Annotated in this window: 14 protein-coding genes; all 14 read left to right on the top strand. The window is 27.6% G+C overall.

From position 1 onward, the window contains the following. Positions 1-202: 202 nt before the first annotated feature. The gene (locus Ctaglu_RS23055) at positions 203-637 is read left to right on the top strand and encodes a hypothetical protein (protein ID WP_125006174.1); all 435 of its coding nucleotides are present in this window, start codon (positions 203-205) and stop codon (positions 635-637) included. Positions 638-858: 221 nt separating this feature from the next. Then, complete coding sequence (locus Ctaglu_RS23050; protein ID WP_125006172.1) at positions 859-2,232, top strand: TniQ family protein; 1,374 nt, start codon at positions 859-861, stop codon at positions 2,230-2,232. Positions 2,233-2,581: 349 nt separating this feature from the next. Beyond that, positions 2,582-3,727, top strand: a complete 1,146-nt coding sequence (locus Ctaglu_RS23045) for an ion channel (RefSeq protein WP_125006170.1) — start codon at positions 2,582-2,584, stop codon at positions 3,725-3,727. A gap of 56 nt (positions 3,728-3,783) precedes the next feature. Continuing rightward, complete coding sequence (locus tag Ctaglu_RS23040; RefSeq protein WP_125006168.1) at positions 3,784-4,623, top strand: TnsA endonuclease N-terminal domain-containing protein; 840 nt, start codon at positions 3,784-3,786, stop codon at positions 4,621-4,623. After that, entirely contained in the window at positions 4,620-4,874 is a 255-nt protein-coding gene (locus tag Ctaglu_RS23035) for a hypothetical protein (protein WP_125006166.1), read from the top strand. The genes Ctaglu_RS23040 and Ctaglu_RS23035 overlap by 4 nt, the downstream gene beginning before the upstream one ends. A 188-nt stretch (positions 4,875-5,062) precedes the next feature. Beyond that, positions 5,063-6,148: a Tn7-like element transposition protein TnsE gene (locus Ctaglu_RS23030; protein WP_125006164.1), complete on the top strand. Its 1,086-nt coding sequence runs from the start codon at positions 5,063-5,065 to the stop codon at positions 6,146-6,148. A 156-nt stretch (positions 6,149-6,304) separates the two neighbouring features. After that, positions 6,305-8,437 carry an ATP-binding protein gene (locus tag Ctaglu_RS23025; RefSeq protein ID WP_125006162.1) on the top strand — a complete coding sequence of 711 codons (2,133 nt, stop codon included), beginning with the start codon at positions 6,305-6,307 and terminating at the stop codon, positions 8,435-8,437. Next, positions 8,424-9,953 carry a hypothetical protein gene (locus Ctaglu_RS23020; protein ID WP_125006160.1) on the top strand — a complete coding sequence of 510 codons (1,530 nt, stop codon included), beginning with the start codon at positions 8,424-8,426 and terminating at the stop codon, positions 9,951-9,953. The genes Ctaglu_RS23025 and Ctaglu_RS23020 overlap by 14 nt, the downstream gene beginning before the upstream one ends. Before the next feature lie 222 nt (positions 9,954-10,175). Continuing rightward, positions 10,176-11,438, top strand: a complete 1,263-nt coding sequence (locus tag Ctaglu_RS23015; protein WP_125006158.1) for a DNA cytosine methyltransferase — start codon at positions 10,176-10,178, stop codon at positions 11,436-11,438. Between the two features lie 342 nt (positions 11,439-11,780). After that, positions 11,781-12,347 carry a hypothetical protein gene (locus tag Ctaglu_RS23010; protein WP_125006156.1) on the top strand — a complete coding sequence of 189 codons (567 nt, stop codon included), beginning with the start codon at positions 11,781-11,783 and terminating at the stop codon, positions 12,345-12,347. 17 nt (positions 12,348-12,364) lie between these two features. Then, positions 12,365-13,183, top strand: a complete 819-nt coding sequence (locus tag Ctaglu_RS23005; RefSeq protein ID WP_125006154.1) for a hypothetical protein — start codon at positions 12,365-12,367, stop codon at positions 13,181-13,183. 290 nt (positions 13,184-13,473) lie between these two features. Continuing rightward, positions 13,474-14,175, top strand: coding sequence for a hypothetical protein (locus Ctaglu_RS23000; protein WP_125006152.1), 702 nt, complete (start codon positions 13,474-13,476; stop codon positions 14,173-14,175). Positions 14,176-14,993: 818 nt separating this feature from the next. After that, entirely contained in the window at positions 14,994-16,340 is a 1,347-nt protein-coding gene (locus Ctaglu_RS22995) for an AlbA family DNA-binding domain-containing protein (RefSeq protein WP_125006150.1), read from the top strand. A gap of 27 nt (positions 16,341-16,367) precedes the next feature. Beyond that, positions 16,368-17,243 (top strand): hypothetical protein, encoded by an 876-nt coding sequence (locus Ctaglu_RS22990; protein WP_125006148.1) that lies wholly within the window; start codon positions 16,368-16,370, stop codon positions 17,241-17,243. Positions 17,244-17,490 lie beyond the last annotated feature (247 nt).

Genomic DNA, 17,490 nt, shown 5'->3' with positions numbered 1-17,490 from the left:
TAGGAGCTTTGTTATAGGAATAATCTGCTTAGTAAAAAAGCAAATAACCACTAGATAATTATTAGTATTATAGTTATAATTTGACTTAGGAATGCAGTTCCATAAAGCTATATTTTGACGCACTACAATTAAAGATATTCAAAATTGGATTATTTGGAATAGTTACTATCATTTCTTATTTTATAGGTTTCATAAAGAGGTAATGTATCAAATTAATTCTAAAGAACATCCTAAGTTGGTGGAACATAAATATGACTTAAATGAAAGAAAAGAAATATTGCTTTCAAAATTAGAATACATGCTTAATTATAAAATTGACATTACTATTGAAAGTATATGCAAAGAAATGAATATTTGTCCTGAAACATTAAGAAATTGGGGATTTAATTCCGTGGTAGCAGAAATGAAAAGTAAACAAAAAAAAATAAAACTTATTAAATTTAAAAAAAATATAGTGGATAGTGCCAATAAGTATATAAACGAAAATAAAGATACTATGATAAGTCCTACAAACATATATGAGCATTTAGGTGTAATTAGGACTGTTCTGTGGAGGTCATCCCCTGAAATTACTAAATTATTAAGACAAGAAGTTGTTCAACACAATATGAAAATAAGGAAGGAACAAAGTTATTAAAAGGGGAATGATATTTTAGTTTTAATAAAGTGAAATACCACTAATTTAAAGATATAATTTTTGAATAAGGGGACCGTTAGATAGTACGGTCTCTTTTCTTTTTAAAAGATAGTATAATTCTTAATTTGCTAAATAAATCTAAAGATAAATGACTTAACATTTTTATTACTACCCAAGAATGTTTGGAAAGTAACGAAATTATTATGTAAGGGGGTAATATTATGACTACACGATTTGCTATACGTCCTAAACCAATGAATGAAGAATCTTTGTCTGGATATTTAATGAGACTTGGATATGCAAATTATATGAGTGCGAAGGAGGTCTTTACATATATTTATAAAAAGAGTAATACAAAAACCATAAAATATAGAAATGTTGTACACAAAGTTGATGATTTCCCCAAAAATGTTGTTTGTATTGACATTTTATCTGAGTTAACTAATTTAAATAAAAATATAATAGAAGCAATGACTTTTATGACAGTTTATGAAAAATTTTTTGATAATATGGAACTTGATGAAAAAGAATATCTTAAAACAATGTATCGACAAAAGGAGGTAAAAAATAGAAGATTTTGTTCCAAGTGTATTGAGATATATGGATACTACAAGCTTATATGGCAAGTAAGTGATATTGAGATATGTAATGAACATCTTATAAAGTTAACTGATAAGTGTCTTACATGTGGAATAGAACAACCATATTTAACAGATGAACTTAATGAATTTAAATGTTTTAAATGTGGCTCATATTTATATGATGTAAAAGTATATACAATTAATGAAAGTCATTATATTGACGAGCAGTTAAAAAGATATGAACAGTGGCATTATTTATTAGATTTTAATAAAAATAGTTTTAATAATATACATGGCTTATCAAAAATTAAATCATTAGGAATAGGGTTGCTATATGTGTCTAAATTTAACTGTGGAATTTTGAAATCAAGGGAAATAAAATCAATAGATAAATCCATAATTTATAAAATAGTTAAGTATATTAACGATAGGACTAATGTAATGTATATTACGGTACAACGATTATTATACTCTCTTACATATATACAATTAAATATTGATGATTTTTTCAACTACAATATACCAGAGGCATATGTTAAGTCTATTATCAACATATCCAAAAATGACAATAAAATATATAAAGATTCGTTGAAGATAAGAAAAAAGCAAAAATTGAATGTAAAGGAATTTTATAATAATAAAGATAATCATTTTAATGAGGGGGTTATAAAAAAAGTTGAACGGTACATAGGTAGTTTGGAAAGCAGTGGTATTAAAATCAACTGTTATAATGTATATTCTAATATTAAAATTGATGAAAGAAGAATATATAATAAATATCCATATTTAAGTAGAACAATTCACCAACATGTGTCAGATTATGAAATTAGGAGGCAAGACTTTTTAATAGAAAAACATTCTAAAATGATTAGTAAAGTGATTAAGGAAATGTACATTAATGAAGAAAAAATTACATACAAAAGTATATCCGAAAAGATTGGCATTAGTATAATGACTGTAAAAAGAAGCGAAAAACTCATAGAAGTCATTTCTAAAATGAAAGATTCCCTTTAAATTTTATGATTTTCAAATTTTATTTAAACAACAAATGCCAATTCTAAATATAAAAAACACGATTTATGACAATAGTAATTATAAAAGTGACACGAATTTTATTATGAAATTTAGTCTTTTGAAATGATTTTATGACAATATTAATTATAGCTCACAAGTTGTAGCTTTGAAACAAAGTTTGATAATTTAAAACAAAGATTGAAATTTTAAAATAAAGTTTGAACAAAACTGTATGATTCTAACAGAAATTATATAAATCGCCGCTAATTAGTTAAAACATAAAGTAACTAATTGGTGGCTTTTATTATACATAAATATTCTTTATAAAGGAAAAGAGGAGAATAAACAAATGAAAGAATTTAAAAGTTACTTTTTAAATTTAAAAAACATAAAAGAATTATTGATAGATGATGGATTTGCAATAATATTCATTATGTTATTACTTCCTTCTCAGAAAAATTTAAGGATTCTAGGTATAGAAATTTTATTAATGTGTATTATATTCTTTTTCACACGTAGTATAGTCACGTTGATTTTTAGTAATGCTGTGACTATATTAATAATACTAGCTTGTATATATAGCCTTAAAGTAATTGAAGAAAAAACGTCTGACGAAACGATTTTTCTTATGTTTGTTTTTATAATTTGTTGTTTAATATTTTTTTGTATGTTTCAAACATTTTATATTATTTTTAAAGTATATACCTATGAAATAAATAAGACCCCAATTTTATCAAATAGGAATTATATAGTTATCTTAAAAAGGCTGGTGATTAGTATAATACATTATACTGAATTGGCATTACATAAAATTGGGCTAATGGTTCCTTTCTTTTATTACACCCTGTTAACTGTATTAATTATATTTTCATATGGGAAAATATACAGTTCTATAAATAATCATTATAATTTAAATAAAAGTATAAATGGATTTTATACATATGATGATGGTATGAGATTTGATAGTAATATAGGAAAGGATATTTATAATGATTTTCCAATAAATAAAGCAGAAAAGAATAATTTGATACGTATCCCAATTTTACAGGATTACGTTGATTTAGAGATGGTAAAAAACGAAAACGTTAGCAGAAAACAACAGGGTGACATAATTTTGAATGGCTTTAAAAGAAGTTTTCTTACTAGCTTTTTTAGTGAATACAACTACTTTAGCGCAACGACATTCTATACAGTAGGATATGGAGATATAGAAATAAAAGGGGCTATTTCTAAATTAATAGTGCAATCTGAAATGTTTATGGCAGCAATTTTTAATATTATATTTATTCCTTTAATTCTTTTTCTTATTCAAGATTATATTTCTAGATATAGGCAAAAATCAAAAGAAAGGAAACCTACTATCTCAGATAAAAGTATTGGGGGGGACAAACAATGTATAAGGGATGCAATATTAAATGGTACATATATAAAAAAAGAACAGGAAGATATTATAAAAATAATTGATGATACTCCAATATATTATGCTAAAAAATAATGATTAAAGATTTAGTGAAAAATTAGAAAATATTTTATCTGAAGAGGGGTAAGTGTGTGGCAAAGCGAGAGAGAAAACTAAATATTGAAAAGTTAATCAAAGAAGGAAGGGGTTTAGGTATAGGAAGTGAGTATAAGCCTTGGCTAAAAATTCAGGATGTGGCATCCTTGGGTAGAAGTACAAGATTGAAGGGGATAAAAACGGGAAGGCAGCATGAATTCTTATCTGATATGGAAAGGAACTATTTCTATATACTGGGATTCTCTGATTGTGTCAAAGATAGTAGAGAACAATTTCCAGCACTTCCACTAGAAGAAACTAAAACAATTGCAAATGAATTGGGTATAGAACATCTGAAGAATCCTAAAAATGGTGAATACATAGTTATGACTACTGATTTTCTTATAACAGAAGAAACTGGTGGGCAAATACTTAACTTAGCGAGGACGATAAAAGCTAAAAATGACCTTCTAAATAGAGGAATATCAGAGAAATTTGAAATTAAGAGGGTTTATTGGCAGAGAAGGAACGTTAACTGGGCTATAATTACTGAGGAAGAAGTAGATAAGGCAATAGTAAAGAACATTAGCTTTTTTCTTAGCTATTATGATATAGATAACTTGGACGCTTTTGTTGAAATGACTAACATCGAAGTGCAGGATTTAATTTTAGAATATATTAAGAGAATTATAGCTCCAGAACAAACAATTAGAGAAATATCATCTTTATTTGACAAGGATATGGCCTTAGATAAAGGCACAGGAATAGCTTTGTTTAAGCACTTATTAGCTAAAAAAATAATTAGTATAGAATTAAGTGAAATTATTAATATCGATAGTAGAAATAATGTCGATTTAAGGGAAAAAGTTTTAAATAAGGAGCTAAATATATCATGATACTTGAGAATATGGTGTTTAAGTATACTGATTATAAAGAAGAATGTATAAGAATAATATGGATCAATGAAAAGAATAATCAACTTATTTACGTAAATATTGACAGCAACGTAGCCTCTCCTAAGTGTGATGACTTAAATAAGTTAAATGAGGAAATAGAAAATAATGTTTTTGTTAAAGTAATTAATCCATTTTTAAAAAATATAGATGAAAACAAAGTATCAGATGTAGAACTGAGGTTATTGACATAAATCTTGATGGAATAAAAGGTGAGTATAAAGAAAAATATTGGGAAGTTTGGGGTTCTGGTTTTAAGGATAAAACAAAATCTAAAACATTTAATTTTTCGAAAAATGGATTATTATATACTATACCTATAATTGAAGTTATAAGAGCGGTTCTAGCACCTGATAAGTTCATGCTAAATAGGTTATTGGAAATGGATACTTTTGAAAATTACTTTACCTATGAGATAAAAGCAAGAAAACTCGATTTAAATTTCACCTCTGAATATGAATCAAAACTTTTAAAAAATGAAAAGGTAAACCATTTAGCTTGGGTACTTACAAATACATCAGTATTGAGAATATTTAATAGTGTTGGTCAAGTGATATGGAAAAAAGAAGAGTTAAAGTATGAGTTCTTACTTGATAGATTCAATATAAGAGCTAGAGTAGAAAGGAAAGGTTATATTGTAAAAATATTAGAGATAATATCTCTTAATAAGAAGAGAATTAATGCAGAAGAGATAAATGTATATCATCCAAGCTTAGAAGAATCAGTCTCTTCCAATGATACTAAAAAACGAAAAATTGTTAGTAATAATGCAAAGGGTTATAGGGAACTGGAATCAAATGCAGATGGATCAACAAAAGAATCAGATGAAATAAGTACATTTATGATTAACCATGAATATGAAAGGGTTCCTAAATTAAATAAGAAGAAAAGTGGAAGAAAAATTATAAGGAATAATGAAGATAAGAATACTAAAACATATATTTTAGAGAGCAATAATCTTAGGACTACTGCAGATACTGGTGGAGAGAATATAATTAAGGGACTCGAATTTATTAGTTTAGAAAACGTAGAGGTTCATGGCCAATTAGAAGAATTTGTTGAGATATTAATGTTGTTAAGAAAAAGATATTATATAAAATCGGTAGACATAATAATTGGTGAACTCCAAGAAAGTAGAAATGGAAAAAGATTTTCAAGGCTGAGCGACGGAATATCTAAGAGAAAATATGCCATTGGAAAAATAACTATGATTGATGGTAGAGAATGTAGCTTAATAGAGGTTGAAAGAGAGGGAAGAGCGTTATCGATGCTGCTAATTAAATCAAACGATTTTGTCCATTGGAAGAAAATATATAGTATACTATTATTAGGATTAGTTAATGAAAGTGGGAAGTGGAGTAATGGAGAAATAGATAAAATTGAAAAGCAAGGTATATTAGTTTTTAGAAAAAAGCATATTAGTAAAAGTATTTTTGTGAGAGAAGGAAAAATCTATTATAATTTATAGATGATAGTAATATATTGTAAGGTCATGCTAGTTATAAATAAATTATATTAGTACCTTAAATTCTCTTTATACTCATATTGTCTAAAGATGTAATGGTTGTTAGTTATGTTAGAGAATGCAGAATATTGATTTGAAATAAATGGGGGGGTGTCAATAATGACTGAATCGATTACTTTTAAACCTAGGGCTAGACTCATGTCACAGTTAGGTGAACAGCTAATAAAGGATGAGAGTATAGCTGTTTTAGAACTAATAAAGAACTCATATGATGCTGATGCTAAAGAAGTAAGAATATATATGGGGAAGATGCAACTCGCAGAAGAATCTGTAATTGTAATTGAAGATGACGGTGATGGAATGTCTTTAGATACAGTGAGAAACTGTTGGATGGAGCCAGGTACAGATAACAAAGAGAAAAAATTAAAAGAGATGATAGAAAAAGATGTCCGAAGTAAACTTAATAGGCTACCTATGGGTGAGAAAGGAATAGGAAGGTTTGGAGTTCATAAATTAGGAAATAAAATTACATTAATAACTAGAGCTGAAGGTTGCAAAGAGGTTTATATAAAAATAGATTGGACTGTATTTGATTCTAATAAGTATTTGTCAGATGTTCCAATTGAAGTAATAGAACGAGAACCTACTCAAGAATATTTAAATGGTAGCCCAATAGGAACAAAAATAATTATAGAAAAGTTAAAAATAGATTGGACAAGAGGGAAAGTTAGGGATTTGAAGCGTTCAATTAATGCTATGAATTCGCCATTCCAATCCATTGATTCGTTCAATGTTAGGCTTGAAATTGATAATAAAGAGTGGTTAAAAGGTTTAACAGAATATGATGAAATTAAGGATTATGCACTATTTAAAGCGGAGATGACATTATCTGATGATAAGATAATTAATTATACATACAACTTTATACCATGGAAATCTATGAAAAAACTTGATAAAAGGACTAATGTCTTTGAAGAAATTGCTATGGTTGAGCCTGTTAAAGTAGAAACAAAAAATGGGAGTAAAAGAAATGAACTAAAACCAATCGATTTAAAGGATTATAAAATTGGTCAAGTAAAAATAGAATTATTAAGTTTTGATTTAGATTCTTCAATTCTTAAAATGGGAGTGTCTGATATAAAAGGTTTAAAATCTTATATGAAATCAAATGGAGGAATATATGTTTATAGAGATGGTATACGAATATATGAGCAGGGTGAGAATGATTGGTTAGGATTAGGTTCGAGGCGTGTGAATTCACCAGGAGATAAAATAAGTAATAATTTAGTGTTAGGAAGTATCGATATAAAACGTGACCAAAGTAATGATTTGAGAGAAAAAACAAATCGAGAGGGTTTCATTGAAGATAATGCCTATATTGCTTTTAAGAAAGCAGTTATTTTTGCAGTAGGAAAGTTTGAAAGAGATCGTGCTCAAGATAAACAAAGATTGAAAAAGTATTATGGTGCTACAGCAAAATCAGAACCTGTTATGTCAGAGGTAGCTATTCTAAAAGAAAAAATAGAAAAAAGAATATTTGATAAAAATTTAAAGGATGAGTTATATGGGTGTTTAAATAATATTGAAAAAGATTATAAACATATAACTGAAGTTTACCAAAGAAGTTCAAGTGTTGGGTTAAGTATGAATGTAGTTTTGCATGAGATAGATAAAATCATTTCTGAAATCAAGTATGCACTAATAGCAGAGGATGCTTCAGACGGTGTAAGATATCTAGTTAAGAGATTGGGTCAATTAACCGATGGATATGCTTCAGTTATTAAGGCTAAATCAATTACAAAATTTAATGTTAAAAATTTAATAGACCAATCACTGTTTATGGTGGATTTTAGACTTATTGCACATGAGATCTCAATAGAAAAGAAATATCTACATACAAGTAGTGATTTTATGGTAAAAGGAAATCAAAGTCTAATTACCAGTAGTATCATAAATATAATAGATAATTCAATTTGGTGGCTTCATTATGCTAAAGTATCTTCAAAAAAGATATATTTTGATATTACACGAGATATCCCAGGCTATATAAGCATAATTATTGCTGACAATGGGAAAGGATTTACAATACCAACAGAAATGGCTACTAAAGCATTTATAACTGACAAACCAGGAGGGATGGGGTTGGGACTTCATTTGGCAAGTGAATTAATGAATCAGCATGGTGGTGAACTCATGTTCCCTGAGTTCTACGATTTGCAATTGCCGGATGAATACAAACAAGGAGCAATAATAGCGTTGGCATTTAAGGAGGAGCAAAATGGAGATAAATAATAATCATAAGGTGTTTGTACTTGATGACAACTATGAAGAGGCCTTACCGGTTATACAAGCTCTAGCTCTAAAAGGTATCTCTACAGTTTATTGGAATGGAAAGGTAGAAACGAAACCAGAGAAGGCAGTAGATGGAATTAGATTTGTGTTTTTAGATATGAGATTTTCAGCTGTTACGGATTCACGAAATATAATTACGTTTCTTTTTACTTTGTTAAGATCTGTAATTAGTATGGAGAATGGACCGTATATTTTGCTTGTATGGTCTAAGCATGATAATGAGTATTTGGAAGATTTCAAAAAAGGGTTCAAAGATGTTATAGGAACTCCTAAACCATATTTGATTATAAATATGGATAAAAATAGTTTTATAGAAACGTGTAATCAAAAAAATGAAGTATATGATGAGGTAGCGACCGCATTAGATATTGGCTATAAAAAAGAATTTAAAAATGAAATATTGGAGGTGTTAAAAAATAATAATATAAATGAAACAATAAAGTCAGTTAAAATTAAAGAGAATGGATTAAGTTTATTACTAGCCAAGTTAGATGAAGAATTAAAGGAAGTAAATTCTTTATCTATTCTCTTAATGTGGGAGAATCTTGTTAATATAGCAGCAAATAAGATGGTAAATAATATTGCTGCATTTTCAGAATTAGATGACGATTGGGATAATAATATCAAAACCTTAATTCAAAATTTAGCTGTAGCTAATGCAGGGAAATCTTTATGTGAGGGTGCAACAGCAAGAGAATATATTATTAATGCATTAGCATCTTTCAATCAAATGTTGCCGGATGAATTATTGAATCAGTTAATAGGAAAAGATATTGATGAAGAAACGTTCAACTTTATCAGTAACCCCTCAATTATCAAAACCGTAGATGGTAATACTTATTCAATTTCAAAAACAGCTAAAAAATATATTATTAAAAAGAATAATTCTGATTATACATCATTTAAACATATAGATGAGCTAAAGCAACTTGATGATATGTCTGTATGTAAAGCAGTATATAACAAATATTTGGAGTTCTTAGGGAAAAGTAATTTTAAATTGTTATGTGAGAGAACTTTTTCTACTGAAATTAAAAAACCAGGAGGTATCTATGAAGTTAAAGATAATGAACTTTTAAAGGAAGTGTCTAATTCCATATTTAAAAAACAATACATAGAAGTGTTAACTAATATCAGGTTAATAAAATTAGATATTTCTTCTTCTTGTGATTATGCCCAAGATAAACTTAAAAGAACACGTATATTACTAGGAGTTATTGTTGAAGAAAGTCATTACTCATTTATTGACAATACAGAAGACATATTTTGTACACCTGAATTGGAAGTACATGGGGAACGTTTAAAAATAGCTTTCAATTTTCATTATATTGCTAATGAATCTAAAGCAAATCTATGTGAAGAGAATACAATTTTTTCATTTAGGGAATTGCTTTTAGGAGAAATAAAACATAAACTTTCTTCCCATATGTCAAGAGTAGGAATTATAAATTTATAATAAAAAGCTGTCCTTACTTTATATAAGGACAGTTTTTTATTGATGATTAGTTTATATCTAAGTCAATTTGTTGAACTCTAGGTGGTTAAATTAGGTGCTAAGTAGAGAGTGAAATATATATACTAATAAAAATATGCTTAATCTGTATTTACAATCTTCGATTAACCTGGTATTCTTTATATTAGAAAAGGCATAAAATACGAATTTTAATGGAGGCGCATTATGAATTTTTTAGATTTGTTTTCGGGCGCAGGAGGGCTTTCAGAAGGCTTTTTAAAAGCAGGATTTGAAGCCGTGGCACATATAGAATTAAATACTTATGCATGTAAGACTTTAGAAACAAGATCAGCATATCACTATTTCAAATCGAATAATATGTTAGAGTTATATAAGGAATATCAAAAAACGTATAATCAAACGGAAAAAATCCGAGTAGAAAAAAGAAGAGAGCTCTTGTCATATGTTCCTGAAGGAATAATGGAACCAGTAATAAATGAAGAAATTTCTGAGAAGACATTGCCAAGGATATTTGAAATGATTGATAGTAGATTGGGTGTTATGGAAAATAATGAAATTGATTTGGTAATCGGAGGGCCACCATGTCAAGCTTATTCGTTAGTTGGAAGAGCGAGAGATGAAAATGGAATGAAGGATGATCCTAGGAATTACTTGTACAAGTTATATGTGCGATTTCTAAGTAGATACCAGCCAAAGGCATTTGTGTTTGAAAATGTACCAGGAATATTGACTGCTTTTGATGGTAATCTTTTTAAAAATATTCAAGCATATATGAAAAGAGTTGGTTACAATATTGAGGCCCGAAAGATTGATGCCAAGGATTTAGGCGTATTACAAAGTAGAAAACGTGTTATCATTGTTGGTTGGCGAAAAGATTTAAACTTTTGTTATCCTGAAATTATTCAAAACTGTATAAATTACTTTGTAGATGATGTATTAAGGGATCTTCCGAAACTAAGAGCTGGAGAAGGATATAAAGGGTTTAGTTACAATCTTAATCCCAATAAATATATTTTAGAATCAGGCATAAGATATGGAGATGATATTCTAACTCATCATATTGCGAGGTCACATATAAAACGGGATTTGGAAATATATAAAATCGCTGTGGATAAATGGAACAAAGACAAGACAAGAATTAAGTATACGGACTTGCCAGAAAAGTTAAAGACTCACAATAATTTGACATCATTTTTAGATCGGTACAAAGTTGTTGCAGGAAATGAGAAATACTCGCATACAGTGGTTGCGCATATATCTAGGGATGGCCATCATTATATTCATCCCGATATTACACAAAATAGGTCTCTAACTGTTCGAGAGGCTGCTAGAATTCAATCATTTCCAGATGACTATTTTTTCGAAGGACCTCGAACAGCTAATTTTGTACAGATAGGAAATGCGGTACCACCATTAATGGCAGAAAAAATTGCATGTTGGTTTAAAGAAAGGCTAGATATGATATAAATACCATATGTTCATAAAATGTAAAAGGTATTATAATGAATATGACCTATTTTGTGGAATATGAAATTAATGAACTAAAAGGTAATTCCAAAATTAAACTAAAGGATAAGGTGCGAAAAGGAATTTTGGTAATAAATATATAATGATCTTTTTTAATTATTCTTTATTTATTATATATTGGTAATACCGAGGCACATAAAAATGATTAAACTTTGTTTGAATTTAGTGCTTTTATTTTAACGCTTTTAAAAACTATAGAGAAAAACTTGATCAATCCTTTTCAGGGATTAATATATTTATGTATAAGATTTTTGTCAATTATTTATGGATGGAGTAAGTGATATGAGCAAAAAAAACCGAAAAACAAAAAAACAAAAAATAAAAAAACGAATAAAAGTAATTAAGCTAAGTAAATTTCAAAAGATATGCAGTCGCATAAAGAATATCTGTCTTTTTTCAACTAAAATGTATGATAAGTATGGAATGATTATATTAGCGTGGATGCCTATAATAATGTTTTTTTTCGCAACTTTTATAGCGTTCATTGGAATATTGGTCATTAAGAGAATTGAAACACCAATCGTATGGCTAGGTGTTTCATACGTGCTAATATTTGCATTAAAGCTTAGATTTACAACACTTTTGGATTCTTCAAAATATACTAGATCATATAAGCTTATAACAACAGTGATAACATTAACGGCATATTTTTTAGTTCTTCCTGCTATGCTAACTGCGCTAGCAATAGCATTTAGGGATTTAAATGCAAAAGTTCTACTAATAATTCCACTAATTAATTACACAGCTTTTAAGTTTTTTTCTAGTATATCAATTTTATATAATTCATATAAGGGCTTTCAAGAAAGACCTTCTGGATTTCAATTATTTCTGTTTCGGTGTGTATATTGATACAGGCAGGTATAATTGTGATTATATTCTCTAATAGTTCATTATGGTACTTTATATATTTTAATTTTAATGTCGATAAATTAAGTATTTTAGTTTTTACTTCATTAAATTTAACAGGAAATATTATAATATTAATATTAACAATTTTAAAAATAGAAAAAATAAAAAATTGGAGAGAAGTAATCATTAATTCAACTTTATATCGTTATAAGCATGTTAAAGGAGAAGTAGAACAAATATTTAAAGAAGGGTTTGGCGGAATTTTTTACCCTATTCCCAAATATGCGAAATATGGGCAAATTAATAATATGAATTTTAGTATGAAATGGATGAAATTATCGAGAGATTTATATAAGGAATCAGAACCTGATGAAATTGAAATGATGATAAATAATGAGTTTACATCAAATCCGTTGTTAAGAATGCATTATGTAACACTTTATTGGGAGGAGCGCAGAGGGAGTATATTTAGACAAGGATACCTTGCTGTAGGATATTTGCTAAGCGAGAAAGGAAGATATATATTATATGATACGGGTAATCCTATTGACTCATATATTTTAATGGCGTTGGGAACATTTCTAATTTGGACATCAATTTTTGGATATTTTACATTCTTATTAAAGCCACGGAAATTTAGAAAGTTAAAGATGTTTTTTATAATTGTTATTACTTTGTATAATATACTTAACATACTTATATATTTTGATATTTACAGAACAGTTCTTCCTTTTGATATATTTATATTTACTTATTTTTATTTGTCATATAGGTATACAAGAGGTAAAGTTAAAAAAAACTATCATTACAAATATTTTAATACGCTCTATATTTAATGTGACATTAGTTTAAAAATTCTATAATTAATCATTGTTTTTTTACTATATAGATACTTAATAGTATTTTAATCAAATTTTTATATAAAGACTTCATTAATAAAATAAACAGGAGGTAAGTAGTTGACAAGTTTTTTTGGTTTATCATACTTAAACATTATAGGGATAATGTTTAAGTATAATTTTAAGTCGAATTAGATCTGTTAAGTGAATATCAAAGGTGATTTACAGTAGCGTAGAAGTTAGTGAAAAAAGAAGAAATATTAAGAGAATAAAGGATGGGGTTATGAATGGAATATTTTTATGAAAAATGGTTTGGGAAAATTGCAAGTCCGTTTTGGAACTATGAAAGTATTGATAGATATTTAAATGATAAAGACAGTATACTTAACCATTGCTATAAAACTTTAAGGTTTGGTAAAGAATTAGAGGATGAGTTTACTGATGGTGTAGTACGGTCAATTAATCAAGTAGTTGATGTTATTCCAAATTTGATGATTGTATACCTTATTAGCCAAATAGAAGAAATGTTTCGTGAGTTATTTACAGAAATATTTCTAAAAAAGCCTCAATTATTAAATAAATGTATAAAATTTTTTAATGAAGAAGCAGAATTAAAATTGAAGTTCTCGCTTAATGAACTTATTAAATTTAATAGTAAAGAAGAATATATGCTTGTGTTAGCTCAACGAGGAGCGGAACTATGTATAAGTGGTTCATTTGAAAAAGTTATAAAAAGGCTAGAGGAAATACCTAAAGCAACCGATTTTAAAATTTGCTTTGATAAGAAGGATGTAGATGTTTTAGTTAATTTTCAAAACAAAAGAAATGAAATAGTTCACGAAAATAAGCATGAGAAAATCAATATATTGGACATTACTGAAGAGGATGAGAATGGAGAAATAAAGCTTCATGCTATTGCAAATATACTTTGTAAGATTACAGAAATTTTGTTTCAGCTTGGATTCAATGTTTACGTACCTAGTAAATAATAAGTAGGTTTTCTATGTATAGTTTTAAAATAAAGTTTAAAACTATAAAACAAACTTTAAGCCCAATGTTAAAGGAGGGTTGAATACAGTTAAACTAACTATGTTTTGATCAAACTTTATTATAAAAATTTAAAAGTCACTATAAGTTATCTGTTTAGGTTTGATCAAACTTTATTATAAAAAAAATCTCTGAGTCCTACGGGATTAAGCCATTTTTAAGACATATTATGATCAATCTTTATTACAAAGCTACATGTAGTTGTTAAAGAATAAAATTAATGGAAACTGAAGAAATGAATATTTATTGCGTAAAATCAATAAATATTCATTTTTGCTTTTTTTGAATAAGAAAGTTTGTGTGAGTTCTAATTAATATTGGCACATAAGATATAAATAATTTATAATTAGTTCAAAAACATGAATGATATGGATTAACTCCAAGACATTTATGTTTTTTCTTATTTTATAGCAACTTAAATCCCAACACGAAGCATTTATCACTTTTAAATAATAGTTTTTCCAATATGTAATTGGTTTTCTGACTAAAAAACTTGTTACATAAAGCATGAAGGGAATTAAAGAGAAAGAAGGATGGAGTAAGAAATGAGTTCTTATATAAAAACACTAAATTGTACAAAAATAATAAAAATTGGTTAAATAATTACTCTACTTTTATACTTAAAAGGTGTAAAATAGTAAATGAGGTTGATGGGAATTGCTTATTCTAATATTACCAGGGTATCTAATTAATCCAATACAGTCTAAATTCAAAAAAACTTTAATAAGATGTTCTGAGAGTATGGAGGGGAAAGAATAAAGTGGAGTACAAAAAGTTTAAGGAACTATTAAATAAGGGTGAATGTAAAAATATAGATTATAAAATTCAATGTAATGCCTTTATGAGAGGAAAAGATGAAGCGAAAGTAGAATTAGTTAAGGATATTATTGCTTTTTCAAATAATGGGAATACTGCAAGTTATTTAATTATTGGGGTTGCTGATAGTCGGAATGGATTTAAGTCAGTAGAAAATGATAGATTGACTGACGATAACATACAAAACTTATGCAAAGATTATATATTTCCTATCCCAAAAGTTAAGTTAATTAATTGTTGTTGGAACAAGGTGACAGATGAAAGACATAAGGATAAGAAGTTTATCATAATACAAGTTGGCCCACAAGCACGTCAATGTTTTAGATTTAATAGAGATTGTATTGAGTATGAGAAGAAATACTGTTTTAAAAAAAATGAGGTATGGATAAGAAGAGAAGCAACAAGCGATTTAGCTCTTCCAGAAGAAATTAAGAGGTTGGTTGAAGGCAAAGAACCTATAGCAGAAATTGATGTAGAAAATAATATAAAATATGATAGGCTATCAAGATATGAAATTATAAATGTTATAAGACAGGATTTACTTGATTTTGTAGGGAATATAAATGGTGTTTTGAGAAATAAGGCTATTCCAATATTTAAGTATCCAGAAGAAGAAGGTAACTTGCTTTCACTTAATATAAATGGAATGAATTTAAAAATAATTGTTATTATTAAAGAAAAATTCAATGAACAGGGAATTATTTCAAAAGTATGTAGACTTAAACTTCCGTTTCATCATGGTCTTTTACTAATATCTATTGGAAATATTACGAACTCAGCTTTAGGAGGATGTCCGATAAAGATAAAGGAAAATTGGGGTATATTTGCAATTAAAAATGCAACAGCGGTTAAGGATAGAATTAGAGATTTACCTACTACAGATAAAAAATTAAATTGGAATCTATTAGAGCCATTTTGCTTATCTTTAGATAAAGTAAATAGTACACAGATTCTTCAAAATAAATTACAAGGTATGGTTAATACAATTATTGAAAAAGAGGATATTGGTAATTATATAAAAAACATTTATCAAAGGATAAATGTGTGCCTAATAAAATGGAGGGAAAATGAGTGCGTTGTAGCAACAGATAAGGTGTTTTATGATGAAACAGATAAAACTAATTATTATAACAAAGAAGTTGTTAGAAACTTAGCAGAGGGCGAGTTTATTGATAAAGAAAGGTTTGGTAATATAGTAATGACAAAAGAATTAAAAATGTGTAAGGTTGTTGATGAATTTATAGAAAAAAATGATTTGACCAATATGCCTATTAATGAAAACTGCCCGTAAATCTGTATATAAAATAAGGAGATAGCTATGAGGATTGATGTTTTTGAAAATGGAATTACGGCTTGGAAAGAAGCAATTGCAACATTAGAAAAAATAGTTGATGGCGATGTAAGTTTCATCAATTATAGAATGTTCATTGTAAATTTTCAGGGAGCATTAGAACTAATGTTTAAAAAGATGTTATTTGATAAAAATGAATTTATGATTTTTTCCTTTGATAAATTCAAAGATAATGTTTTAAATAGATATAGAAATGCGGTTAAAGATAATAAAAGTATATTTGAATATGCAATATCAAAAGGCAATGGGAAAATTCCTGATACCGTTAAGTTTTATGAAAGCTACCAACGATTGGCTTATTTATATAATATGAAATGTTTTACTGACGAAGTTATCGCAAATTTGGACAAGCTCGGAGATTTGAGAAATAGTATAATGCACTTTGAGGTTAATGTTGATGAAGAAATACTGACAAGCCTATCAAAGTTGCTTTTAATATGTGATGAAATATTTCAAGACAGTATTGATGGATATGGATGGGGGAGTGACTATATATCTGGTACTTTAAGAAATAAGTTAAAGCAAAAAGATTTGAATATGGATAAATTAATAATTGAAAGCAAATTTAATAAGAAAATTATTGATACAATAAAGAGTAATTTTAATAGTTATATAGACATTGATATTAATGACTATAATTTACTTTCTGATATTTATTTATCAATTAATAATGCTGAAAAACATAGTAAAGAGGATATTGCCAGAAGGTTTGAGATATTAGTCCGTCATGGTTTTATTGAACAGAATTCATGTAGCTATAGTTATGGTAATGATGATATAGATTCAATTTTAGTTATTCAAGTTTCAGATAAAATAGAAAATAATTGCATTAAAAAAATGTAATGTTTTTAAATTTGTAATATGTATTAGAAATATTGCTTTATAATGTATAGCAAAATATACTATCAAATATATTTTTTAGATAGAGATTTTTGTTGATAGGATAAAATCTAACACATAATAATTAGAGTAGTCACGGAAAGTAACATGTAAAACTTGATTTTGTATAGAGTCATTATAAGGCTATAAATTTTATGTTCAGAGAGCAGTTAGGAATAAAAATAGGCATAGCAAACAAGCCTACACGATG

Source organism: Clostridium tagluense, assembly GCF_003865095.1.
Classification (GTDB): domain Bacteria; phylum Bacillota; class Clostridia; order Clostridiales; family Clostridiaceae; genus Clostridium_AD; species Clostridium_AD tagluense.
This window is presented reverse-complemented; position numbering and strand designations above follow the sequence as displayed.